The following is a 23,995-nucleotide window of genomic DNA, read 5'->3' as shown; positions in this document are numbered from 1 at the left end:
CCTCCTTTTTTGACCTACTGCAATGTCAAAATAAAAATACAATAATTTTCCTTTCCCGTCAACCCGAAAATACACTGCACGAATTCCCCGCTTCAAAAGAGGCGTCGACAAGCCGTATATTTGAGGTGAGGCACCCATCTATGTGGGAAAAGGTCCATCGCCGGCCATTTCCTCCAACATTTGCTGTGTAAACCGAATCCACTCCCGGGCTGCGAAGGATAAATATCCGTTGCGCCTCCATATCATGGCCAGCTGCCACGGAATTTCCGGCTCGACCAGCGAAAGCAGGCGCACCCGGCTTCGATCGAGCGCTGCGCAAATCGTCTCGGGCAGCATCGCGATGCCGAGGCCGGCCGCGACCATCTCGCTGATGAAATCCCATTGCGAGCTTTCAAAAAGCACGGCAGGCTCAAAGCCCTGCTGTTTGCAGGCCGCAAGGATCCGGTCGTGCAGGGCGAAGTCTTCGCGAAATAAAATAAACGGCTCGGCGGCAAGCTCGGCCAGCGATACCTGCGTGCGCCCGGCCAACGGGTGGGACGGGTGCACGACCAGCTTCAGCCGTTCCTTGACGAAAGAGAACGCATGAAACAGCTCCTCATCCGTCGGCAGCAAAATGACGCCCATGTCCAGCAAGCCGCCGGCGACGCCGGCCTCGATTTTTTTGGAGCCGTCTTCGACCATGTGGATCGCAAGGCCGGGATAACGCTGCCGAAACTTGCTCATGACGACCGGAAAAAAGTTCGAGCCTACCATCGGCGGCAGTCCGATCCGAATGCTTCCGTGCTTCAAGTGCGTCAAATCGTTCAGCTCCGACTTTAAATATTCGAACGATTTCATGATCGGCTCGGCGTGTTTGATAATGACCTGCCCTGCATCCGTCAGCTCGATCCGCTTCCCGTTGCGGACAAACACCTCAACCCCCAGCTCGTCCTCCAAATTTTTGATCGTCTTGCTGATGGTCGGCTGTGTCAGATGCAGCTCCTCGGCCGCTTTTGTAAAGCTGCTCCAGCGAACTACCTCCAGCACATACTGCAAATGGCGCAAATCCATAAGACTCCCCCACTCCCCCATTCTGTATAGATAAATGGAATGCATGACATTCATACTATTCATTTTACCTATGAAAAGCTTTCATGTACACTTGCATGAGATAAACCTCTATCGAGGTCTTTTCGAAGATGAGCGACCGCGTTTAGAGGTAGGTTTATTCGCCAATAAGAATGCGGTTCAAAAAACGAAGGAGGCTGGGGAATGAGAAAAGCTCTCCTGGTCGCGGCGCAAGTTTTGTTTTTCACCGCGGTTTCGTTCGGAATGAATGCCCTGACAGGCTGGCTGCACGTCCCTGTTCCCGGCAGCATTGCGGGCATGCTGCTCATTTTTGCGCTGCTGCAAACGCGAGTTCTCCGGCTGGAATGGGTTGACCTCGGCTCGAAATGGCTGCTGGCGGAAATGCTGCTGTTCTTCATCCCTTCCGCCGTCGGAATGATTCCTTATAAGTCCCTGCTGCTCACGAACGGGCTGCGCATTTTTATCGTTATTTTCGCAAGCATGATCATCGTGATGGCCGGTGCAGGCCTGCTGGCGCAGCTGCTCGCCAAACGCAAAGAAAGGAAGCGGGAAACATGCTCCCATTAGGCTGCTTCATCATGACGGTGCTGTTTTATTACGCTTGCCGACAGCTTTACCGCCTTTTTCCGTTTGTGTGGCTGTCCCCCCTGCTGCTCGTTCCGATCGCGCTGATCGCGGCGGTAGCGTATACGCACATTCCTTATGAAGCCTACGCCGCAGGCAATCGCGTGCTGACGGACATGATCGGTCCGGCTACTGTGGCCATGGCTGTTCCGCTGCACAAAAATTTTGCCATGCTCAAAAAGCATGGCGCGACGATCGTGATCAGCGTGTTTTGCGGAGCTGTCCTTGCGATATTGACTTCGGCGCTGTTCTCCGCCTGGCTTCACCTGGGGGCGAATCTGACGGAAAGCCTCGCACCGCGCTCCGCAACTACGCCTATTGCGGTTGCGGTTTCCGCATCGATCGGCGGCATACCGAACATCACCGCCGTATTCGTCATGGTGACGGGGCTGCTCGGCATCATCGTCGGGCCGCTTGCGGTGCGGGCATTCCGCATCCATAACGACATCGCCCGAGGCATTATGTTCGGAACGAGTGCACATACGGCCGGAACGACCAAAGCGTTCGAATTCGGCTCCGTGTCCGGTTCCATCTCTTCGATCGCAATGATTTTGACGGCTTTCTTTACGTTGTGCGCCGCGCCATGGGTGATGCGGCTTCTGGAACGGTTTGTTTTTTAGCTCGGCCTCCTTCATGTTCTGATAATTTTTCAGGTATTGGCGTATGCTAGTTCCTAACAGATCAACATGACATTGGAGGCAAAATGAGAATTCTGATAACGCTAAGCATTTGCTTTTTGCTGTTTCAGACCGCTGCGGAGGCGGCCCCCCAGAAAGATCGAAAATATTACGAATCCCGCGGAGAAGTTGTTTGGGAAGTAGCGACGAGTGAGAAAGTGATTGCCTTAACATTCGATGACGGCCCTCATCCCGAGCATACGCCGCAAATTTTGGATCTGCTTAAACAATATGACGCGAAAGCGACTTTTTTTGTCGTCGGCAATAAAGTGAAGCTGAATCCGGACCTGCTTCGGCGGGAGGTCAATGAAGGACACGAAATAGCCAATCATACTTACAGCCACGCCTATTTAAGCCGCAGAACAAATATGAAAAAAGAAATCAATCAAACGGAGGAGCTGATCGGCTCCATTACCGGACAACGCAGCCATCTCTTTCGTCCGCCGGGCGGCGTTTTTAACGAACGGCTTGTCGACATCGTCAAGCAGGAAGGCTATAAAATGATTATGTGGACATGGCAGCTCGACACCAGAGATTGGAGCACCCCGGGGGTGGACAAAATCGTCAACCGAGTGTTGAAACACTCCAACAATGGGAATATCGTCCTATTTCACGATTATGTAGAGGGTCCCACTCAGACCATTGACGCTTTGAAAAAGATATTACCGGAATTGAAACAGCGGGGCTACCGTTTTGTCACAGTTACCGAGCTGTTGAGCTACAGCAATGCGATTCCCGCCAAAAAGCCGTAAAGCGCATCGGCGGCTGCGCTATAATTGAGCAAGTCGCAACACTCTGTTTGGGCTAGGAGAACGAACGAGTAAGGGTAATTTGGAGGACAGCCGCTTTTTTTGGGCTTGCGCCTCACCCGGTTAGGTCATGAAACTGCACGACTGGGCAGAAATCAGCTTGCTAGGAAAAAACTGCGAAAGTGCAGGTTTCTCCTCTGAAATTGGCTTGTTTTTAGGAAAAACCTGCAAAAGTACAGGAATTTTCGCTGAAAGTGAACCTAAGCCCATGTCCCGGCTGAAAAGCCTGCACAATTGAGGAATTGTTCGTGGACAGCGATCAAGGATGTAAATTCATGTATTTTTGCAGGTTTTCTTCGTGCAGTCGGGCAAATTATCGTTATCTCCTCTAACATGGGTATTTTTCAGCAGCCTGATTTTCGCAGGTTTCCCCCCAGACCGGCTTACACAGCCGGCTCTGTGACCCCCTGCGCCGGGAGAGGCGCAATGAGGAAAGAGTGCTGTGCCAACATCAGCACCGGCAAAAGAGGCACGTTAGAGAAATATATTAAACAAGGGGCTGTCCCTTCGTCATTATTATGACTAATGGGACAGCCCCCGTCTAATGAGCTGTGTCTAGCCTGTTACACTTTCCACAAACTTCTCCAAAGCGGAAATGTCCGTGATGTTTTTGTTGCATTCATGGCCGTTCATGCACAAATAATTGCCTACCGCTTTATAATAATCGGGCGAAGAATGAGCCGGCTTTTTTTTGGATATCGCCGTAAATAAAGCGAGCTCCTCGTATCTGCCGCATAAAAAGCAATAACTTTTCTTGTTAATGGGCGTAAATCGGCCCTCAACCCCAACGAACTGCCCGTCTTTATGGTAAACCATGAACAATTTATTGGTCGAGATGTCGATCCAGCTCAAATAAGTTACATAACGGTAGTCAATCGTCGATAAATCAGGAACCTTTAGTTTCTTGTTTTTCGGAAAAAGCTTCTGAATCTGTTTTTCCGAAATTTGCGGAAATGCCGCCAAATGCGGCTCTACCGCCCTCAAATACGTTTGGAAATCGTCTGCCGTTTCCAATGCGGAGATCCGTTCCACGATTTGTTTGCGGTCGTCGTCTGCAGATTCCTGCAGCAGTTCCGCTATTTTCGTTTCCGTGCCGTATCTGACGGATTCCAGCACCTTCGGATCGGCAACCGTTCTGAGCGTTTGCAGCAGCAAATGCGCCTGCTTTTTAATAAAATTATATTGATGGTTTCTAATAAATGGTTCACACATACAGGTCCAGCCCCTTATTTGTTAATAGATTGAAATAAGGTGCAAAGCCAAGTATTAGAAACGATGTATGCTTTGTTCGGGCGATTATTTTGGAACAATTGTACGCCCATGCAAAGTATCGCCTCTAAAATGGGCTTTGCATGAGACTGTGCCAATCCGGCAATCTCTAATTGCCATCTGTACCACCTCCACGTCCGGCGATATGGATATTATAAACAAAATTGCCCGTTATCTCAATCCCGTCCGGGGATTGTGTCCCGGCTGAGGATTGCCGCATCGGCTTTAGTGGATATCTTTTTTGCGGAAATTTCCGCCTTTGACATCGTGAATATTGCCGACAGCAAGAAACGCCGAAGGATCGATCTCATCCACGATCGACTTGAGCTTGGCCTCTTCCAGCCGCGAAATGACGGTGAAAATGACTTTTTTGTCGCCGCCGCTAAAGACGCCTTCGCCATGGAGATAAGTAACTCCCCTGCCCAATCTGTCGTTCAATGCGGCCCCGATGTCCTCGGAATTGTCGCTGATGACCCATACGGCTTTGGACTGGTCCAGCCCTTCGATCGTAATATCGATCATTTTGAAAGCGATATAATAGGCGATCAGGGAATACATCGCATGATCGAAGCCGAAGACGAAGCCTGCGCTCCCGAGTATAAACAAGTTGATGAACATGACGATTTCGCCTACGGAAAAAGGAGACTTCTTGCTGATCAGGATAGCGACGATCTCGGTCCCGTCTAGGGAACCGCCCGAGCGGATGACCATCCCGACGCCGATGCCCAGAATGACGCCGCCGAATACCGCGGCAAGCAGCGGGTCTACCGTAATCGCCTTGACCGGTATGAGCAGTGCGGTGCCGACGGACATCAAGATGACGGCGAACAGCGTCGAGACGGCAAACGTTTTGCCGATTTGTTTGTAACCGACGTAAAGAAAAGGGAGATTGAGCACGGACAGCAGCAGCCCGAGCGGCAGATGAAACAAATGCGCCAGCATAATCGAAATGCCTGTAATGCCGCCGTCGATAATTTGATTAGGGACGAGAAAAATTTCCAGGCCAACTGAAAATAAAGCCGATCCGAGCACAAGTAAAAAGATGCGTCGAATCAGCTTTATTTTCGAAAGTTTGGGATGTTGGGCGATAACGGTATGCATGCGGGAATCCTCCGAAAGTTTCTTCCGCCTATTATATCCAATCCGACGGGTTCTACTCTCTTCTTCCCTTGCGCTCTTACATGGTGCCGCCGCCTTGCCTGATCTCGGGAGGAATGACCTCCGGCCCTTTATTTATATACTGATAAATGAAAGTGCCGATCTGCTTCTCGTCAAACGCCGTCAATTCCATCGTCTTAGTCCACGCGTTCACGACGATCTGTTTGTCGGCTGGAATGTCCGTGTTCGGCACTCCGAGTACGCCTGAACCCGCTTTTTTGTACTTGGAGAGCGTTTTGATTTGCTCGATTACGCTTGCGTCCGCATCCGGTTTGTAGTAGATGATGATATCTCCATGCTCCAAATTGTGGACAAGTTTCTCAGTCGGCGGTTTTTCCGTGTAAAAGCCGAATTTCAGATCGTGGGGACTGTGCGTGCCCGATGTCGGAATTTTCATCTCGTAATGCTGCGGATCGTCGGAATGCCCTCTGCCGTAATCTTTATCGGTCGTTACTTGAATCGGAACGCCGAAATTTAAAGCCTCAACGTTATATTTGCCGCTTGCGTTCACGATGAAGTACGTTCCGGTAACAAGGACGGCGGCAGCGAGCAGCGCGTGCGAAACGAGCAGCGCGGTTTTGCTTTTCTTTTTCAAAGCGGCTTTCTGATCTTTTTTCAACCGGCTCGTATTTTCTTTGTTCAGTCTGGACGCATAGACGTATCCGATTACAGCGAGCGCAAGAAGACCGATGCCGAGTAACAGCAGCCATAAGTATGAAGAACTTGCTGCATGCGATGAATGATCCATTTGATTCATATCCATAATTGTGTTAACCTTCCGTTCTTCGAGTAAAAAGTGAGAGTTTGGACAATATCAACACATCAAGCACAAACAAAATCAATCCGATATTAATCGCGTAATCCGCAGCATTCAATATCCCGTTCTTGGATTGAAAATGAATGAAATCCGTTACCTGGTTAAACAGGATCCGGTCCACTGCGTTGCCGGTAGCACCGCCGACGAGGAACGCGGCTGCCGCTTGCTTAACGGGACCTTGCAGCACGCCTTTCCGGCGGTAATACAGGACGGCGGCGACGAAAAAGACGGCGACCGGTACGAACAAGCGACCGTAACCCTGAAAGGAGCTGAAAGCCGCTCCGCTATTTTCGTAACGGGTAAACTCCAGAACGCCGTTCCAGATCACGATCGAATCGCCGACCTGCATGTGCAGGCGGATCCATATTTTGGACAACTGATCGACGCCCACAACCAGCAGTGCTATAAGATAAAAAAGCATCTCAAGCAAGGACCAGTCTTATGGCGATATTGGACGGATCTTGAATAACCCATGCTCCGGCCTGTTCGTGGGCCGGAATTTGCGCTTGCCGCAGCCGTTCGAGCGTAAGCGCAAGTGCGGCTTGATCGGGGAATCGGATCGTAAAATAAGCAAGCCCCGTTCCGTTCGGCGGCGTCGCCGGCGTCCCGACTCCAGCCCAAATGTTGAGTCCGATGTGATGATGGTAGCCGCCTGCCGATATGAACAATGCGCTCATCTGTCTCCGGGCGTCAGCGGCAATGTCGAACCCCAGCACGTCACAGTAAAATTGCTTCGCCGCCTCAAGGTCGCTTACATGAAAATGGACGTGCCCGATCGTCGTACCCGCCGGCAGCCCTTGCCAGTCGCGGCCTTTGGCTTCTTCCAGCAAGCCGTCCCAATCGATGGGATCGCTTGCCATCACGTAGTTGCCTTCCGCGTCGCGGCGCCAGCTGTCGCGGGGGCGGTCGCGGTAAATTTCGATGCCGTTATGATCGGGATCGGTAATGTACAAAGCTTCGCTCACCAGATGGTCCGCTTGACCGATGTGAATGCCGGACTCGATCAGATTGCGCAAGGAAAGTCCGAGGTCTTTCCTTTCGGGCAGCAGTATCGCGAAATGATACAGCCCTGCCGCAGACCGCCGTGGTGTGACGATGGCGTTCGGAACTTCCTCAAGCACGATCAAGGTGCTTTCCCCGTCCGCGGTAAGGTTGGCCGTATTGGCGCCGAGACTCAGCACCTTCAGGCCGACGACATCCTGATAAAACCGGACGGACCGGTCCAGCTGACTGACTTTCACTTTCAATTCTCCAAGCCGGATATTTGCATCCATTTGCCCAGCCATACGATCATTCCTTTCTGAAAATCACATCATCGAATTACGAAAGTTAATTACTTTTCGTAACTTAGTGTATAATAATAAACTTCGTGTGTAAAGTTTTATGTTTTTGCGCACCCGCTCCGCTCATTTCGCCGGCAGCTGTCCTGTATAAACCGACTGCGGGCGGTAAATCGACGGTTCTCATGACAGCAGCCGTATGGAACTCCACAAAAAACGCCAAAAGAGCTTAACCCGCAAGTGAGTCGGTCACTGGCACGACTTAAGCTTTTGGCGCATTAATTTAACCGGAATCTGTAACCCGCTCCCCATACGGTCTCAATGTATTGGGAATTGGAGGCGCCAGCTTCGATCTTTTCCCGCAGTTTGCGGATGTGGACGGTAACGGTCTGGGAATCGCCGAGCGCGTCCATCCCCCATATCCGCTCGAAAAGGTGGTCTTTGCTGAACACGCGGTTCGGGTTCACAGCGAGGAAATAAAGCAGATCAAACTCCTTCGTCGTCAAAATCGCTTCCCGCTCGTTCACAAAAACTCTCCGCGAACCGTAATCGATCAGCAGCCCGTGGACGCGAATTTCGTCCTTGTTGTCATTGGCACCGGTCAGCCGCTCGTACCTGGCCAAATGCGCCTTGACTCTGGCGACCAATTCCCCGGGCTTGAACGGCTTCGTAATGTAGTCGTCGGCGCCGAGTCCGAGACCGCGGATGATGTCGATATCTTCCTTTTTGGCGGTTACCATCAGAATCGGAATGTTATGCTTCTCGCGAATTTGCCTGCATACCTCGAAACCGCTGATCAGGGGCAGCATCAAATCCAAAATGATCAGGTCGTACTCCCCGCTCATGCCCAGCGTCAAGCCCTGCTCGCCGTCGGTTGCGATATCGACTTTGTAGCCGTTGACCTCCAGGTAGTCTCGTTCCAACTCGGCAATAAGCTGTTCGTCTTCTACGATTAAAATACTCTGGTTCATCGTTTATCACCGTCTTTATCCGTTTTAAGCGGCAGTGTGATCGTTATGGAAGTGCCTTCGCCCTTCACGCTGCGCGCTTCGATCGTCCCGCCGTGGCCTTCGATCATTTGCTTGGAGATGGCCAGGCCAAGCCCGCTGCCGCCCGTGTGGCTGTTTCTGGAAGGATCCGCCCGGTAGAACCGCTCGAATACGTAAGGAAGCGCAGCCGTATCGATCCCCTGCCCGTTATCCGTCAGTTCGATGACGGCATGTTCATCCGTTTTCCAAGCCCGCAAATGAATGCGCTTCTCCGGTTTGTTCATATATTTAATGCAATTGTCCATAATGTTGGAAAATACCCGCTTTATTTTATCACGGTCAATAGACACTTTTGTCTGCTGTTCGAATATGATATCCGAATCATAATGGACGCCTTTTTTTCCAAGTTCAAATTCCAGTTCATCCGACCAATCCAATAAGAAAGCGCGAATATCTACGGTTTCAAAATGGAACGGCAGCCGTTTCAAATCCAGTTTGGAATACAAAAACAGCTCATCGATCAAATGATCCATTTCCTCGGCTTTGGATGAGATGATCTCGATATATTTTTGCCGTTTGTCCGGCGTATCCGCAATTCCGTCGCCGATTCCGTCGACATATCCCCGAATGGCCGTCAGCGGCGTGCGCAAATCGTGGGAAATGTTGGAGATCAACTCTTTGCGGTTTTCTTCGTATTGCAGCTGCGTTTGAATCGATTGGTGCAGCTGTCTGCGCATATCTTCAAATGCGATGCTGAGCTGCCCGATTTCATCCTTGCTGGTCGGTTCCATATGAAAATCCAGATCGCCCGACTTCATTCGTTTCATCGCGTTTTTAAGCTTCTGAAGCGGTTTGATGATGCTTCTGGATACAAAATAAGTCAGCAAAGTATGCGTAAGAATAAGAATAACGACAAGAGTTATGAACAAGATCGGGAAAAATTTTTGGGCAAAATTCACCAGCGGATCGACGGCCGTCACCGCGAATGCGCTTCCCGGGGACTGGTCTGCGTACATAAAATCGAAATGCATGATTTCTTCCAGCTGGTTTCCGTACCGGACGGGCTCTTCTTTTTCCGTATGCCCCGGACGGTCGAAAGCGGGCAAATGGTTCAAAACTTCAGCCTGCTGAAAAGCGGGCGAAACGTAGACAACATGGCCGCCCTTGCGGACGATCAGATACGATTTGTTCGCCTGCAGCTCTTGATCCAGATCGGCCAAATAAGCCGCGTCCGCCAGCATCGACGGATTTTTTTCGGCTGTACGCCGCATCTCTTTCATCGTCCGCTCCACGTTGTGGTTCTCGAAAAACCCTTCGCCGGTGCCGTACTGGTCGCGGATGCTTTGAAAATCGCCGCGGAAAACGACGACCAGCAACAAGGCAGTAATGATCATCATGACTAGCGGAATAATGAGCATGGCTGCGTAAGAGAGCAGCAGCTTTACACGTATCGACATAAGCGGATTCCCCGTTTACACTTCTTTTCGGTCAAATTTATAGTAACCAAGCGCCAAAAACAACATGCAGCTGGAAATCAGGAAAAGCGAAGCTGTCAGCAATTTGCCGGCCGCGACCGTCGGACTGAGCCAAAGCATGTGCCAATCCGTGTAAGAAGCCGGCGAAAAGGCGGAAACCGGGCTGTACAGGAACGGAGCGATTTTGGCGGCGGCGTACACGACGATAGTAAATACCATGAAGCCGCTGGCGCTTTTAAAAAACTGGGCGATGCAAACAAAGACGGCGGACAGAGCGACCATGGAGACGAAGGCGGCCGCATAAGCTTTGATGATGCCGATTCCTTCCGCAAGGCCTGCCGTCGTACCTGCAAACAGGTTGCAAATCCACGTAACGATGGCCAAGATAACGAGCAAAGCTGCGATACCCGTGGCCAGTGCCGCCGTTTTAGCGAAAAATACTTGCAGCCGCGAATTCGGCCGCAGCAGGGCAAGCTTCAAAGTCCGGGAAGCGACCTCATGCGGAAACAGATCGGCAGTAATCGTCAAAATAAACAGCGGAATCCATACGGCGGTGTAGATGTCCAGCATTTGAACGGGAAACGATTGGCTGACGGCGACGAGTCCCAATACAGGCTGAAGCGCGTGCAGTGAAAGCGCAAGCAGTATAGGCAATATGGCCGAAAAGATGCCGAACATGACCACTTTTTTGCGGTACAGCAGCAGAAGCAATTCGTTGATATACCCCGCTTTCCATCTATGCACAATGCTGATCCCCCTTCGCGAGCTGCAGCTCGTTGATATAAAATTGCTCCAGCGATTGATTGCTGTGCAGCAGGTCGGAGACGTGCCCCTCTTTTTGCAGCTGCCCCTGCACAATGATGCCTACCCGGTTGCACAGCTGCTCCAGCTCATGGATCATATGGCTTGAAATGATGAACGATGTCCCTTTTTCTTCGGACAGCCGTTTGATCAGCTTTCGGAACATGACCGTGCCTTCGATATCGAGGCCGTTTGTCGGTTCATCCAGGATAACAAGCTTCGGTTCCGGTAAAATGGCCGCGGCTAACGCCAGCTTTTGCTTCATGCCTGTCGAGAAATGTTTGATTTTCTCTTTGCGTACTTTCAGCAGGCCGACCGCATCCAGCGCTTCTTCCATGTGCCGTTCACCGATGCCCGGATAAAATCGCGCGACCAGCTGCAAATACTGCCATGCGGTCAGAAAATCGTGAAAATCGGCCGATTCGATCATGCAGCCGACGTGCCGCATACCCGCCTCGTATCGATCCGACATATCGGCGCCAAATAAGGTGACCGTGCCTTGATCCGCGCGGATCAGCCCGGTGATCAGCTTCAGGAACGTCGTCTTCCCCGCCCCATTGGGACCGAGCAATCCATACACGTCCCCTTCGTACAGCTGAAGGCTGATATCGCGTATCCCTCTTTCATTGCCGTAAACTTTCGTTAGGCACTGCGTTTCCAGTATAGGGTCCATCCGGCATTCCTCCTCGGAATTGTGGTGAAGCAGGCAGGCCGTACAGATAAAAGGCCTGTCTGCTTCAAATATGTGTAAAAGCATAAGAACGAATTTATTCGTTAATCGTTGTTTTCGTGCTTGCCGCCGCGCTCATGCTTGATTTGCTGTACGGTTTTGCCCGTAAGGTCGATCGTATCCGGCGTCGTGCTGCCGTAACCCGAAAGATCCGCCTGCAGGTGCAGCGTCACCTGGTGTGCAGTACCGGAGGCATCTTTTCCGGATACCGTTACGTCGGCTTCCTGATGATCGATATAGTTGGAAGCATTCACGTCCGCTTTGACAGCTACTTTTTCAACCTTGATGTCTTGGGTTAATTGAGGCACGGCCGCTTTCAGGAAATTTTCCTGGAACGGCAAATCTTGAGGATCGCTGTTGTCTGCCGCGCTCCGCTGTCCATGCTCTTTGGCCGCTTCTTTAATGGCGATTGGCGCGATCGCATTGACGACTGCCGGAAGCTGCGTGCTGTCAAGGGAAACGGAAATTTGTTTCGAACCGTCTGCCTGTTCGTTTACCGCGACGTAATCTTTCAAATTGCCTACCAGCGCGTCGATGACCGTTTCAACTTGCTGGGAAATGGCCGGATCAGCCGTTTCTTTTGCTTTTTTATGCTTTTGCTCCGATTCCTGTTTCACGTAATAGACGTCGCTTGCGCCGGACTTGAATACAGTTTCATTGTTTTGCTTATAAATGTCAAACGATTGCTTCGAGCCATTCGAAGTTACGTCCGCACTACCGCTAAACGTTTTGGTATCCGGGCTCACTTTAAAGCTTCCGCTTGCCTGAATCAGTGAAGCTCCATTGTCCTGCAGATTCGCAGCGGCTTGGACGGTTACATTTTTGACGGTTTTCGTGTTTTTGAGCGCGGACTTGTAGGCATCGTAGCCGGACGTGCTGGCTAGTGCGCTAAACCCGGTCGTTACCATGACGATGCTGCTAATCCCAACAGCGCTTCCCAGAATCAACCACTTCTTTTTCATGTTATCCTCCTATACGGTGTATATATTTGTCTTACACCGCTAATCATAGGTGCCAAAAATGAAACCCTTGTGAAACATTTCTTAAATATTTCTTAAATCAGATTGATGTGGAAATAAAACAAAGAGCTGCCGGCAGCTCTTTGAATATGAACGATTATAGCACTTCCTCGACCTGGGCGGCGCTCCACCCTTTCGAATCGACTTCCAATTGTACGTCCGGGCGGACCGGATATCTGCGCAAAAATTCTTTGGCCGAAATGGCGATGATTTTAGGCGAGGCGAGGTTTCCCGGCGCTTTGAGCCGCTTCTTGCCTTCCGGATGCATCATATAAAGCAAGAGCCGCAAGTACAGCTTCGATAGCCGGGCAAATGCGCCTTTCGGCAAATCCTCCACGGTAAATCCCAATTTCCCGGTGCCCTGATGAATCATCGTGACGCCGTATAAGGCCTTTACATCGTTTCTCTCGGACAGCCACTCCGATATGTTAGGGAAACATCGCCTGGCTTCGCGAATCATATGGACTGCGAGATGTACGACCGAACCCGATTTGGAAGCCATCTCGAACAACTGCTCATTGTTGAAATGCAGCTCGACAACAACGTCCCCCGAACGCAGCTCATCCCCTTCTTGCAGTTGGATCGTCTTCCCGTAATACTTGCATTGTCTGATATAGAACATCCGGTTGTGCGGGCTTACCGGTTTTACTTTGAAAAAAAAGTGAAATAAGTGCTCCCACTTTAACCATACATACACGAGAATTCTTTTCGATAAAACAACCGGTTCTTTGTCCGCTTCTTCGTCCAGCCGCATCTTTTCGTCAATCCGCAAAAATACGCACCCCCTCAGCTTGCATACTTCGAGGAATTCCTGGAGAGCTTCCAGCATATAATCGGGGGCATCGGCGTCCGCGCCGAACGTCTGGCCGCTATCGTGCAACACGATCACATCGTTGCTGTTCAGCTTGGACAACAGCTCCCGCTTGATCCTTTCCTTTCCCCCCGTACTGCTCCAGTCTCTCACCATCAAGGACCACAATATCATTCGAAACCGCTTGAGCAGCAGCAAGTCGAATAAATTGATAACGCCCCACGGAGGACGGTAGTGCACCGGCTTCTCTCCGATGATGTTCTCGATCGCCTGCACGGATTGCTCAATTTGCTTTCTGACTTTTTTCGGGGTCATTAGCGCATTGGCCCAATGCACATAATTATGTATCCCCAGCAAATGGCCTTCCCGATGGATGCGCGTGATCAGCTCCGGATGCTTCTCCGCCTTCGATCCAAGAACGAAGAACGTCGCTTTCACGTCGTAACGCTTGAGCAGATCCAGCAGCTGCGGCGTATATTCGGGATCGGGGCCGTCGTCGAACGTCAGCGCGATTCCGCTTGCGCTTGCGTTTTTCCCTTTTTTGTACACGCCGAATCCGAACAAACGGATCAATAACGTCGGAAGTATCGTATAGATCAAAAATATGATAATGATGAACCACATAAAGTCATCCATGCTCAGCGCACTCCCCCTGGAAGATCGTCTTTATGCTTGTTTCCCGAGCCCTCGGGCGAAAAGATCAAGTAATATACGGCGATAAAGCCAAGCAGCACGGAACTTGTCAAGACAGCGGCGTTCTCACTCCAGACAGCTGCCAGCCAGCCGCCCAGCACCGGTCCGATGATGCCTCCGATTCCTTCCACGCTGGAGAACAATCCCCAACCCATGCCCGCTTGCTGCTTCGGCACATATTGAGCCAGCAGCGCGTTCCACGCAGGAAGCACCGCCGCGTAGGACAAACCGAGCACGGCAGCCATAACTACAGCCGCCCAAAATACGGGATGCAGCGTCAATCCGTACAAAGAAAGGGCAAAGACGGAAAAACCGATGATCAAAAACCATCTTCTTCCCCATTGATCGGAAAGCTTGCCCATCGGAATCAAAAACAGCATCGTACACAAACCGCCCGCAATCAAAATATAAGAATATTGCGAATAATGCAAACCCAGCTGTTTCACGGCAAAGCTCGGCAAAATCGGGACTAACATGCCTGCGGCCGTCGTCTGCAAAATCATGCCCGGAATGAGTGACTTCATCGTCCGCAAACGATCCCACAGCATGCCCAGCTGCTTGTCGAATGAAACTTGCATCACCGCGCTTTGCCTGGCATTGCTTATAAACAGCGACAATGCCCAGCTTGCGGCCCACAGCAGCAGCATCAGGATGAAAGCCGTCTTGTAGCTTTGGTCGATGATAAAATTGATGACGATCGGACCGGAGCCGATGCCGGCCAGCCAAAAGGAATACAGCATCCCCATCTGCGAAGCGCGGTTGTCCGGCTTTACTTTGCTGAGGCATACGAGCCATATAGGCGAAATGCCGATGCCAAAAACCGCCGCGGCGGCCACCAGAACCCACGGATAGTAAGCGTACCGGACCATCAAAAGTCCGGCGAACGATATGCATAAGCCCAAATTGACGATCCATCTCAAAGAAAAACGATCCAATAAATAGCCGGCAAAACTTTTTAGGAGCGTGTCCGTTATATAATGAATGGAAACGGCGATTCCTACGGTCGCAACGGAGAAACCTAATTGATTCACCGCATACGTCGGCAAAAACGAAACGAGGAACGCTCCCCTGACAAACTCCACTAAAAATAGAACGGCGGCATATAAAATAAAGTGCCGGGGCAGGAACTTGCTTAGATTAGGGATCAAGTCATTCACCTACCTATACAAATTGCGTGAGTCCATCGCTCTTATACAGTGGTATCCCCTTGTGCTTCGAGAATCATGCACCCGCCTCAAGAATAAGCGGAGGCAGGGTCCGATCGGCCCAATTCGGTTAATATGTCCCTTACGATGAGGTCAGCGGCGTTTGTTTTCTGCAGCGAGGCCATCCGCAGTTTGATTTCGTCAAAGCGCGATTCATCGGATACAAACCGTTCCATTTGGACAATCAATTCATTCATATGATTGGAGATGGACGTCACCCCTTTTTCCGAGAAATAAATGGCATTTTCCCTTTCCTGGCCGGCAAACGGTTTAAATATAAATACGGGAACCTGCAGGGCGAGCGATTCGGCCAGTGTAAGCCCTCCGGCTTTGGTTATGATGCAGCCGGAGTGCGCCATCAGCTCGTGGATATTTTCCACAAAGCCGAATATCCGCACATGAGGCCTGTCTGCAAACCGCTGCTTAAGGACCTGTTCAAGCCGCTGATTTCGGCCGCATACAACAGTGACCCGGATGCCCTGAATCGCCAAAAGCTTGCCGATCATTTCCGCGGTAGTCCGGGGCACGCTGTGCGAGCCCGCCAAGATCAGAACCCGATTTCTCGCAGCATCCGTGCGCAAATTTTCGTCAAACGTTTCCCGCAGAGGAATTCCCGTGACGGCGATTTTGTCCGGATGAACCCCGGACGAGATGAGGGCGTTCATTAAATCGCCGGAGGCGACGTAATATTTATCGATTCCGGTATGTACCCAGCGGGAATGAAGCGTGAAATCCGTTATGATCGTGTAGACCGGAATTTGCAGTGCCCGGCCGACCGAAGGCGCCGCTCCGTAGGGAAACGTGCTGACGATCGCATCCGGCCTCTCGCGGGCAATGATTTGCGTCAATTTTTTTTTGCCCATCAGGTTGAGGCATGTGCTTAACGGATTTTGCTCGCTGGATTGGCTTGTTAAATAGTAGCTCCAGCCATAATAATTAAGGCCGAAGCGGGAAGCCTGAAAGCTCCATGAATATGTAATGGTCGACATTTTATTGATCAACGGGTGAGCTTCCTGCATTAAATCGATTGTCTGGACGTGCGTAATACCGCGCTTATGAAATCGCTGTTTCAAAGCATGGGCCGCTTTCAAATGCCCATCTCCGTAACTGGCCGTAAGTAGCAAGATTCGCGGATTTTCATTCAAAGCGAAGGCCTCCTCCTTTATTCTCCCTACTAGTATGGGACAAAAATGAGAAAAACATCGATTGCATCTATATAGAAGTATATCAAACAGGGATGAAAAGAGTATATGTGGAAATCATCAAAAATGAGCGCTCATGATGATCTCAGCCTGAAGGAGGCCGTTCAACAGGCTAAAAAAGCCATTTTACAGCAGTTTGCGAATTTGAAAATTGTTTTCGAGCAGTATCCAATTTTGTGGAAAAGGATAACCCAGCACCCAATAGCTAATTCCTCTCAACCGGTATTCCTTGACCAGGTCGAACTTCGCTTGAGCGCTTCTTGCGTCCTCGAACCATACTTCATGCAGCCGCCGCCTCTCATCGGCATAACGGAAATACGGAGTTTGGGATTTGCGGTCATATTTGATCTCGGCTCTGTGCCGGATCGCGCGGCGCACCGCTTCCTGCATATCGAATGTTTCCGCCTGCTGTCCATGTACATGAGGAAGCAGCCAATCTCGCGCATATAGTTGGAAGCCCATCATAATTTTGTTTCTGGGAATTTCGGTAACGGCGTAATCCAGAACCCGTCTGATCTCCTGAATCGGCGATATGGCTTGGGGAGGACCGAAGCGGTATCCCCACTCATAGGTCATGAGTATGACGAAGTCGACACTTTCTCCGTGCGCGGCATAGTCGTGCGCTTCGTAGAGCAGGCCTTTTTGTTCCCTTCTCGATTTCGGAGCGAGTGCGGATGAGACGAAAAACCCGCGTTCATGCAAACGGCGTACGGCAAGCCGGAGAAATTGATTGTACGATTCGCGGTCGGCAGGGTACACATTCTCAAAATCGACATTAAGGCCGCGGTACCCTTTTGCTTCCATGATCCGAATGATGTTCGTCAACAGCTTTTCCTGCGTGTCGGCGCTTGACAATATGTCATGTGCCAGCCTTGAACCTGTTTCTACGGCCGAAAAATTAGTAATCGACATAACCGGTACTACGCGGTTCGCATAGGCTTCGGCAATAAGTCTCTCATCGCGAACGGGCGACAAGGTCCCGTCCCTCTTCATGCGATAGGCAAAAGGAGTCAAGTAAGTCAAATGCTTGCCGTCCTCCCTGACCGCCTGCACGTCTCTCTCGCCAAATGCGTTCGTATAGGCGTTAACGTCGATCATCGGCTTCGGTTGCTCCGGAATTTTCAGAATTTGTCCCGGGTAAATGCGGGTCGTATCGGTAATCGAATTGATTCGGGCCAGAGCCTCGACGGTAACGCCGAAGCCGGCGGCAATCGAGCCGAGTGTGTCCCCTTGTCGTACTATATATTCGGGATACAGCCCGGGGATGACTAACGCCTGACCGACGGCCAGACGATTCGGGTCCTCGAGCCCATTGGCTTCGGCAATCCTCTTCGTATCAATCCCATAACGCCCGGAAATCAGCCACAAATTTTCTCCTCTTCGCACCACATGAATGAGCACGGCCTTCCCTCACTCTCGCCTAAAGCATTCTATATCCACATTATTCCGCCGGTGCCTCAGAGGTTCCAAACATAGTATCGGTCAAAATTCGTATTAACCGTCCATAATATGGTATACTACTTAAACTTCGTCCATTTTACATACAGCAGGTGAACCCGTTTCATGAAATCAAGCTCGAAAATTGCATTTGTACCGATTTTGGCCGTTTTGTGCTTCCTTTGCTTCGCGGTGATTGCTTCCATAATCAACGGAAGGCGAGTCGCGAATTTTGACAGCAGCGTTATAGGTTTTGTGCAAGGTTTGGAGTCACCGTGGCTCACTGTAATCATGAAATGCTTTACGCTGATCGGCTCGACCCAAAGCGTGGTCGTCATTTCGGTCTGCAGTCTGTTGTTTCTTTTTTTCATCCTGCGGCATCGCCTGGAGCTTATCCTGTTTCTCGCCGTTGTTGTCGGGACCCCAATAATCAACTCCATTCTCAAAAGCATATTTCGCCGTGAACGGCCCACCCTTCACAGACTGATCGAAGAGACGGGCTTCAGCTTCCCTAGCGGCCATTCCATGGCGGCTTTTGCTCTGTATGCCTCGATCGCTTTTCTGCTTTGGAGACACATTTCCACCCGCCTCGGAAGAACGGCCGTTATTCTGTTTTGCGTCTTTATGACGGTCATGATCGGCGTCAGCCGCATTTATTTGGGCGTACACTATCCGAGCGACGTCGTCGGCGCCTACTTTGCGAGCGCGTTTTGGTTCGCTTTATGCGTCTGGCTGTTTCAATGGTACATGGAGCATCGCGCTCCGCAAAAGATCGGTCATCAAAAAACCTCCAAGCCCACTTAATGTGGATTTGGAGGTTTTTGTTTTCATGAAAACCGGCGCTGGCGAAGCCTGCTTTTGATACAAAATGTCCCGATTCCGATAAGCGCCAGCACGACGATCCCGACCGGGTGGTGCAAAAACGCGAAAAGCTGGTGCCAATGCTGTCCGACCTTTTGACCGACCAGCACCAGAATAAGAATCCAGCCTAACGCTCCGGCGTACGCAGTCCATAAAAACCGGGAAAACCGCATCCGGATAGCGCCGGCAATAAAAGGCGAAGCGTGTCTGAGACCTGCTACAAAGTAGCCGAACAGTACGAGCATGAAACCGTATTTGGTAAAGGAATCGGCCCATTTCTCCAATTTGCTTTCCGAAAGCCCAACCCATTTGGTGACGTAACCGATTCGTTTGAGCCCGACGCTTCGTCCGAGCGCGTAGTTTAAAGTCATTCCCGCGCTGGCTCCAAGCCAGGCGAAGAAGACGATCCAGACGATATGAAGATTTGTTTTGAGGGCGATGGTGCCTACCCCCAGCAGCAGTAGTTCTACAGGTAACGGCAAACCGACAATACCTACGAACAGCAGCGCGAATACGGCCGCGTACCCATAATGGGAAATAAATGTCATAAAAGAGTGACTCATCAGCAGCACCCGCCTTTACTTACATGATCGTAACACATCCGGCGGCAATTAACATGAGAGAACGATGAGAAAAAAGTCTGCTTTGCAAAATTAATGAAATTCTCATGAAACTATGGATCGAGATTGATATAGTAGTTGAGGCTGGATTTGACAAATGTATGGGAGGCAATTGAATTATGGGATTTTGGGAAACGATTTTATTTGCGATTATTCAAGGTATTACCGAGCTATTTCCCATCAGCAGCGTAGCTCACGGAGTGCTTACACCTTTTGTATTTCAATGGAATTTGGACGATCAATTTTTAAAAGAGCATTTTTTGCCTTATGTCGTGATGCTACATTTGGGGACCGCCGCGGCCCTGCTCGTTTTCTTTCGCAAAGAGTGGTGGCAAGTCATCCGTTCACTCTTTGACCGGACGGACGGCAAAGCAAAGCTGCTGCTGGGCAGACTCGTGATCGCGACGATCCCAGCGGCAATCATTGGCGTTGTTTTGGAAAAAGCGCTGCGCCATATGTTCAGCAATGTCGGCTCTACGGCATTTTTCCTTATCGTAAACGGCTTTCTCCTCTACATAGGGGAAAAATCGGCGCACCGCGGAACGAAGGAGATTGAGGAACTCAGTTGGAGGCAGGCGCTTATCGTCGGGCTGTTCCAGTCGCTTGCGCTCATTCCCGGATTTTCCCGCTCCGGCGCCAGCATGACGGCCGGGTTCTGGGTAGGGCTCAAGCACGAAGCCGCCGCGCGCTTCTCGATGCTGCTGGCCACTCCGATCATCATCGGCGCGGGAATTATCGAAGTGCCCAAGCTCGCCAAATCCGGCGTTGGAGGCCTTCTGCAAATGTCCCTGATCGGCGGGCTTTTTTCAGGTATTTTCGCCTACCTCAGCGTCTGGTTCCTGATGAAATGGTTTAAAAAGCATGAATTTCATGCGATGCGCCCTTTCGCTATTTATTGCTGGGTCGTCGGCGTCGTGATGCTGCTGTTGTACTTTTTGTAGTGCGGGCGGTGGTGAGCGCCTGGGCGCGGCAGGTTTGCTGTCCCCGCTGTGAATAGCGGGGTTCCTGCGCGCGGTGTTGCGCTGCATGGCGGCGGTCGGCCGGACGAAGTCTGCTCCAGCCGAAGGCTCTGCAGCGCGCAGCTCCTGCGCGCAGTGTCGCGCTGCATGACGGCGGTCGGCCGGACGAAGTCTGCTCCAGCCGAAGGCTCTGCAGCTCGCAGCTCCAGCTCGCAGTGTCGCGCTGCATAGCGGCGGTCGGCCGGACGAAGTCTGCACAGCCGAAGGCGCTGATCAGCGGCGGCAGCACGCCTGCCTGGTTACGCCAGGAAAACCTGCGTAGAACCCCCGCGTCAGAGGCGATAACCACACTTTGCCTGGCTGCACGAAGAAAACCTGCAAAAATACATGAATTTGCGTCCTTGACCACTGTCCACGAACAATTCCTGCAAAAGTGCAGGTTTTTCACCGAACTAATGGACCCAGATTCATTTTCAGCGAAAATTCCTGCACTTTTGCAGGCTTTTCGCCAAAACAAGCCCATTCCAGCGAAAAAACCTGCACTTTCACAGGTTTTTTCCCTACCACGATGTCTCTCTTCCATTTTGTTCAGTTCCGCGATCGCAGAAGGAGAGGTGCGCGCCCGGAAAAAATGCGGCTGTCCCTCTAATTTAGGGCCTCACTCTTTCCCGTGGCCCTACTGAGTGTCGCGGCTTTCGTGGGCAGCCTGACTTTTACCGGTTTTTCTTCGCGCAACCAGATTGTGCGACCGGCTCTGGCTTGCGGGTTTCTGGACAGCCAGCACAATTTTCGCAGACTTTTCGGACTGCCTTGCTTGGCCGCTTCATGAGCGGCTGCGTCCAAATTAGGCCCTCCTCTGGCTGCCCTAACAAAGTACAAAAGCAAAAGCCCACATATGTGCGGCTTTTCCTCTGTTCCTTTCCTCCATATCCCTGCGGATTTGCATGTTTTCCTTCACCAACGTCTCTTGATGTAACATTCCATAGCCGTGGAGTTTCTTTTTTGCACTTGCTCTACTTGTCGCATTCACGATACAATGTGCAGATAAACACAGAAGCTGGAACAGCCACCCCGGGCGTGAAAGGAGATACAGCATGGAAACGGAAAAATGTACCGGCAATGCCCAACCGAAGTGGTTTGGACTAGCGGTTCAGGCACTAATCATTTTGTCCAGGGAACATACGCTCACGTGCCCAAGCGTCGAAATCGCGGGTTATTTGCAATCGGAGGCGACGCTGCTCAGGCGGGTTCTCGCCGTTCTGGCGCGCGAAGGATTTCTCGAAACGCGAGAGGGGCGCGACGGCGGCTATCGGCTGAAAAAGAACCCAGAGTCGATTACGCTGGCTGAATTGTATCATGTTTTTCAGGCCGGCAACCCGCTATGCTGCGGGATGACGGATAAAACGGGAACGCATCCGTTGGGCATGCAAATGAGAGCGCTCCTCGGCGATATTTCGCAGGAAATGGACCGCAGCGTGCGCGAAGTGCTCGGCAGTTACACGATCGCCGATTTGGCGGAAAGGCTCGACAATTACGAATATGGAATTGACATCCGGCGATGAGGTCGCTATACTGTGAATTATCTGTAACAGTTTGGCAATATTTTTTTATATGATACTGTGGGATATTTCACACAGAATACAGGAGGAGAAAACCATGTCCGTTTCACAACCGTCTCAAGCGCTGGAACAGCAACTTTTTTTCGATGTAATTCAAGGCCGTCGATCCGTCCGGAGCTATGATCCCGATGTGAAGATTTCGCGTGAGGAATTGACTGAAATATTGCAGCAAGCGACGCTGGCTCCTTCAGGCGCCAACCTGCAGCCGTGGCGCTTTCTCGTCATCGATTCGCCGGAATTGAAGCAAAAGCTGCTTCCGATCGCGTTCAATCAGCAGCAAGTGGTCGAGGCTTCGGCCGTCATCGCTGTTCTCGGGGATTTGGAGAGCGTCAAATTGGCCGAGAAAATTTACGGCCAGGCGGTCGAAGCGGGTTACATGCCTGCGGATACGGCCAAATCGTTCGTCGAGCGCTATAACGCCATGTTCGCCAGCATGCCGCCTGAAGCTATTCGCCAAGGCGCTTTGATTGACGGCGGACTGGTATCGATGCAGCTCATGCTTGTCGCTCGCGCCAAAGGCTACGACACCGTCCCGATGGCCGGCTATGACAAAGCGAAGTTCGCGGAAGCTTTTGCCATTCCGGAACGTTACGCTTCCGTTATGCTTATCGCTCTCGGCAAAGCGGCGAAGCCCGGTCATCCAACGGTAAGGCTGCCAATCGAAGATGTAGCCTTCTTCAACGAAATGCCGAAGGCATAACAATCAACGCATCCCTACGCTGAAAAGCACCCCTAGTAATAGACTCTGGTTAAACACCCGGGTGTTTTCTAACCGATGACTATTATAGGGGTGTTTTTTGCTGCGGGACTGTGATGCATCATGGCGATGACCGAACGATTCTTTTAAATCTTTCAGATGAAGCAATATTTGCTTTTGCACGATCATGTCCAAGCTGCTGACCGGTTCGTCCAGCACAATCAATTTCAGCTTAAGCTCGATCGCCCGCGCGATATTGACGCGATGCAGTTGGCCGCCGCTCATTTGCCTGGGCATCTACCGCATATCAACCGCTTGGAGGCCAACCGTCTCTTCGCTAAGAGACTCGATAATTATCGGAATTGACAGTCAGAAACGCGGACGCTATACTGTACTTATATATGTAACAGTTTGGCAATCTTTTTTTTTACACTATACTGTGTGAATTTACGCACAGAATACAGGAGGAGAAAACCATGTCCGTTTCACAACCGACTCAAGCGTTGGAGCAGCAACTTTTTTTCGATGTAATTCAAGGACGCCGATCCGTCCGGAGCTATGATCCCGATGTGAAAATTTCACGCGAGGAATTGACCGAAATATTGCAGCAATCGACGCTGGCTCCTTCATCCGCCAACTTGCAGCCATGGCGCTTTCTCGTCATCGATTCGCCGGAACTGAAGCAAAAGCTGCTTCCGATCGCGTTCAATCAGCAGCAAGTGGTCGAGGCTTCGGCCGTCATCGCCATTCTTGGGGATACGGAGAGCTTCAAATTGGCCGAGAAGATTTACGGTCAAGCGGTCGAAGCCGGTTACATGCCTGCGGATACGGCCAAATCGTTCCTCGAGCGCATTAACGAGGGGTATTCGAGCATGCCGCCCGAAACAATTCGCCAAGTCGTCTATCTCGACGGCGGGTTGATATCGATGCAGCTCATGCTTGTCGCCCGCGCCAAAGGTTACGACACCGTCCCGATGGCCGGCTATGATAAAGCCAAATTCGCGGAAACTTTCGCCATTCCGGAGCGTTACGTGTCCGTTATGCTTATCGCTCTCGGCAAAGCGGCGAAACCCGGCCATCCGACGGTAAGGCTGCCAATCGAAGATGTAGCCTTCTTCAACGAAATGCCGAAGGCGTAACACAAGCCGAAGACACATACGTCTTCGATATTCGAT

The 23,995-nt window shown here is 51.2% G+C and carries 24 protein-coding genes and 1 pseudogene; 8 read left to right on the top strand and 17 right to left on the bottom strand.

Annotated features, from left to right (window positions below; translation table 11 throughout):
• Positions 1-138: 138 nt before the first annotated feature.
• A complete protein-coding gene (gene cidR, locus AC6RNO_RS00925) occupies positions 139-1,050 on the bottom strand; it encodes a cidABC operon transcriptional activator CidR (RefSeq protein ID WP_497104240.1) in 912 nt (303 codons plus the stop codon).
• Positions 1,051-1,251: 201 nt separating this feature from the next.
• Here cidR and AC6RNO_RS00920 point away from each other — a divergent pair, with 201 nt between their 5' ends.
• The 3 genes from AC6RNO_RS00920 to AC6RNO_RS00910 all read left to right on the top strand — a co-directional run bounded on the left by AC6RNO_RS00920 (position 1,252) and on the right by AC6RNO_RS00910 (position 3,121).
• Entirely contained in the window at positions 1,252-1,635 is a 384-nt protein-coding gene (locus AC6RNO_RS00920) for a CidA/LrgA family holin-like protein (RefSeq protein WP_474680783.1), read from the top strand.
• Positions 1,623-2,312 carry an LrgB family protein gene (locus tag AC6RNO_RS00915; RefSeq protein ID WP_474680782.1) on the top strand — a complete coding sequence of 230 codons (690 nt, stop codon included), beginning with the start codon at positions 1,623-1,625 and terminating at the stop codon, positions 2,310-2,312. The genes AC6RNO_RS00920 and AC6RNO_RS00915 overlap by 13 nt, the downstream gene beginning before the upstream one ends.
• 83 nt (positions 2,313-2,395) lie before the next feature.
• Positions 2,396-3,121, top strand: coding sequence for a polysaccharide deacetylase family protein (locus tag AC6RNO_RS00910; RefSeq protein WP_497104239.1), 726 nt, complete (start codon positions 2,396-2,398; stop codon positions 3,119-3,121).
• A gap of 612 nt (positions 3,122-3,733) precedes the next feature.
• On the opposite strand, the gene AC6RNO_RS00905 is transcribed toward AC6RNO_RS00910, so the two are convergent.
• The 14 genes from AC6RNO_RS00905 to AC6RNO_RS00840 form a co-directional block, all read right to left on the bottom strand.
• Positions 3,734-4,390: an FBP domain-containing protein gene (locus AC6RNO_RS00905; protein WP_497104238.1), complete on the bottom strand. Its 657-nt coding sequence runs from the start codon at positions 4,388-4,390 to the stop codon at positions 3,734-3,736.
• A gap of 282 nt (positions 4,391-4,672) precedes the next feature.
• Positions 4,673-5,548: a YitT family protein gene (locus tag AC6RNO_RS00900; protein WP_497104237.1), complete on the bottom strand. Its 876-nt coding sequence runs from the start codon at positions 5,546-5,548 to the stop codon at positions 4,673-4,675.
• A 76-nt stretch (positions 5,549-5,624) separates the two neighbouring features.
• Positions 5,625-6,368: a DUF3105 domain-containing protein gene (locus AC6RNO_RS00895; RefSeq protein WP_497104236.1), complete on the bottom strand. Its 744-nt coding sequence runs from the start codon at positions 6,366-6,368 to the stop codon at positions 5,625-5,627.
• A gap of 7 nt (positions 6,369-6,375) precedes the next feature.
• Positions 6,376-6,843, bottom strand: a complete 468-nt coding sequence (lspA, locus tag AC6RNO_RS00890) for a signal peptidase II (RefSeq protein WP_488436560.1) — start codon at positions 6,841-6,843, stop codon at positions 6,376-6,378.
• Position 6,844: 1 nt separating this feature from the next.
• Positions 6,845-7,708: a VOC family protein gene (locus AC6RNO_RS00885; RefSeq protein WP_497104235.1), complete on the bottom strand. Its 864-nt coding sequence runs from the start codon at positions 7,706-7,708 to the stop codon at positions 6,845-6,847.
• Between the two features lie 272 nt (positions 7,709-7,980).
• The gene (locus AC6RNO_RS00880) at positions 7,981-8,673 is read right to left on the bottom strand and encodes a response regulator (protein ID WP_497104234.1); all 693 of its coding nucleotides are present in this window, start codon (positions 8,671-8,673) and stop codon (positions 7,981-7,983) included.
• Positions 8,670-10,148 carry an ATP-binding protein gene (locus AC6RNO_RS00875; protein WP_497104233.1) on the bottom strand — a complete coding sequence of 493 codons (1,479 nt, stop codon included), beginning with the start codon at positions 10,146-10,148 and terminating at the stop codon, positions 8,670-8,672. The genes AC6RNO_RS00880 and AC6RNO_RS00875 overlap by 4 nt, the downstream gene beginning before the upstream one ends.
• A gap of 15 nt (positions 10,149-10,163) precedes the next feature.
• Positions 10,164-10,910, bottom strand: coding sequence for a DUF2705 family protein (locus AC6RNO_RS00870; RefSeq protein ID WP_497104232.1), 747 nt, complete (start codon positions 10,908-10,910; stop codon positions 10,164-10,166).
• Positions 10,903-11,640 carry an ATP-binding cassette domain-containing protein gene (locus AC6RNO_RS00865; protein ID WP_497104231.1) on the bottom strand — a complete coding sequence of 246 codons (738 nt, stop codon included), beginning with the start codon at positions 11,638-11,640 and terminating at the stop codon, positions 10,903-10,905. The genes AC6RNO_RS00870 and AC6RNO_RS00865 overlap by 8 nt, the downstream gene beginning before the upstream one ends.
• Before the next feature lie 101 nt (positions 11,641-11,741).
• Positions 11,742-12,659 carry a hypothetical protein gene (locus AC6RNO_RS00860; RefSeq protein ID WP_497104230.1) on the bottom strand — a complete coding sequence of 306 codons (918 nt, stop codon included), beginning with the start codon at positions 12,657-12,659 and terminating at the stop codon, positions 11,742-11,744.
• Positions 12,660-12,813: 154 nt separating this feature from the next.
• Positions 12,814-14,163 carry a polysaccharide deacetylase family protein gene (locus AC6RNO_RS00855; protein ID WP_474680770.1) on the bottom strand — a complete coding sequence of 450 codons (1,350 nt, stop codon included), beginning with the start codon at positions 14,161-14,163 and terminating at the stop codon, positions 12,814-12,816.
• A 2-nt stretch (positions 14,164-14,165) separates the two neighbouring features.
• Entirely contained in the window at positions 14,166-15,368 is a 1,203-nt protein-coding gene (locus tag AC6RNO_RS00850; protein ID WP_497104229.1) for an MFS transporter, read from the bottom strand.
• An 86-nt stretch (positions 15,369-15,454) separates the two neighbouring features.
• On the bottom strand, positions 15,455-16,570 hold the full coding sequence (locus AC6RNO_RS00845; protein WP_474680768.1) for an MGDG synthase family glycosyltransferase: 1,116 nt from the start codon (positions 16,568-16,570) through the stop codon (positions 15,455-15,457).
• A gap of 183 nt (positions 16,571-16,753) precedes the next feature.
• Entirely contained in the window at positions 16,754-18,028 is a 1,275-nt protein-coding gene (locus tag AC6RNO_RS00840; protein WP_474680767.1) for a glycoside hydrolase family 18 protein, read from the bottom strand.
• Between the two features lie 162 nt (positions 18,029-18,190).
• On the opposite strand from AC6RNO_RS00840, the gene AC6RNO_RS00835 reads away from it, so the two are divergent.
• Entirely contained in the window at positions 18,191-18,868 is a 678-nt protein-coding gene (locus AC6RNO_RS00835) for a phosphatase PAP2 family protein (protein ID WP_474680766.1), read from the top strand.
• Between the two features lie 23 nt (positions 18,869-18,891).
• Here the strand turns inward: AC6RNO_RS00835 and AC6RNO_RS00830 are convergent, their stop codons facing one another.
• Complete coding sequence (locus AC6RNO_RS00830) at positions 18,892-19,488, bottom strand: VTT domain-containing protein (protein ID WP_497104228.1); 597 nt, start codon at positions 19,486-19,488, stop codon at positions 18,892-18,894.
• Between the two features lie 176 nt (positions 19,489-19,664).
• Between AC6RNO_RS00830 and AC6RNO_RS00825 the strand changes: the two genes are divergently transcribed.
• The 3 genes from AC6RNO_RS00825 (at position 19,665) to AC6RNO_RS00815 (ending at position 22,823) form a co-directional block, all read left to right on the top strand.
• On the top strand, positions 19,665-20,486 hold the full coding sequence (locus AC6RNO_RS00825; protein WP_474680764.1) for an undecaprenyl-diphosphate phosphatase: 822 nt from the start codon (positions 19,665-19,667) through the stop codon (positions 20,484-20,486).
• 1,112 nt (positions 20,487-21,598) lie between these two features.
• The gene (locus tag AC6RNO_RS00820) at positions 21,599-22,066 is read left to right on the top strand and encodes an Rrf2 family transcriptional regulator (RefSeq protein ID WP_474680763.1); all 468 of its coding nucleotides are present in this window, start codon (positions 21,599-21,601) and stop codon (positions 22,064-22,066) included.
• A gap of 94 nt (positions 22,067-22,160) precedes the next feature.
• On the top strand, positions 22,161-22,823 hold the full coding sequence (locus AC6RNO_RS00815; protein ID WP_474680762.1) for a nitroreductase family protein: 663 nt from the start codon (positions 22,161-22,163) through the stop codon (positions 22,821-22,823).
• A 129-nt stretch (positions 22,824-22,952) separates the two neighbouring features.
• Here AC6RNO_RS00815 and AC6RNO_RS00810 read toward each other — a convergent pair.
• Positions 22,953-23,114, bottom strand: a pseudogene (locus AC6RNO_RS00810) (ATP-binding cassette domain-containing protein); the annotation flags it as partial.
• A 182-nt stretch (positions 23,115-23,296) separates the two neighbouring features.
• Here AC6RNO_RS00810 and AC6RNO_RS00805 point away from each other — a divergent pair.
• Positions 23,297-23,959: a nitroreductase family protein gene (locus AC6RNO_RS00805; protein ID WP_474680761.1), complete on the top strand. Its 663-nt coding sequence runs from the start codon at positions 23,297-23,299 to the stop codon at positions 23,957-23,959.
• Positions 23,960-23,995: the final 36 nt, after the last annotated feature.

The organism is Paenibacillus sp. sgz302190 (genome assembly GCF_059820445.1).
This window is presented reverse-complemented; position numbering and strand designations above follow the sequence as displayed.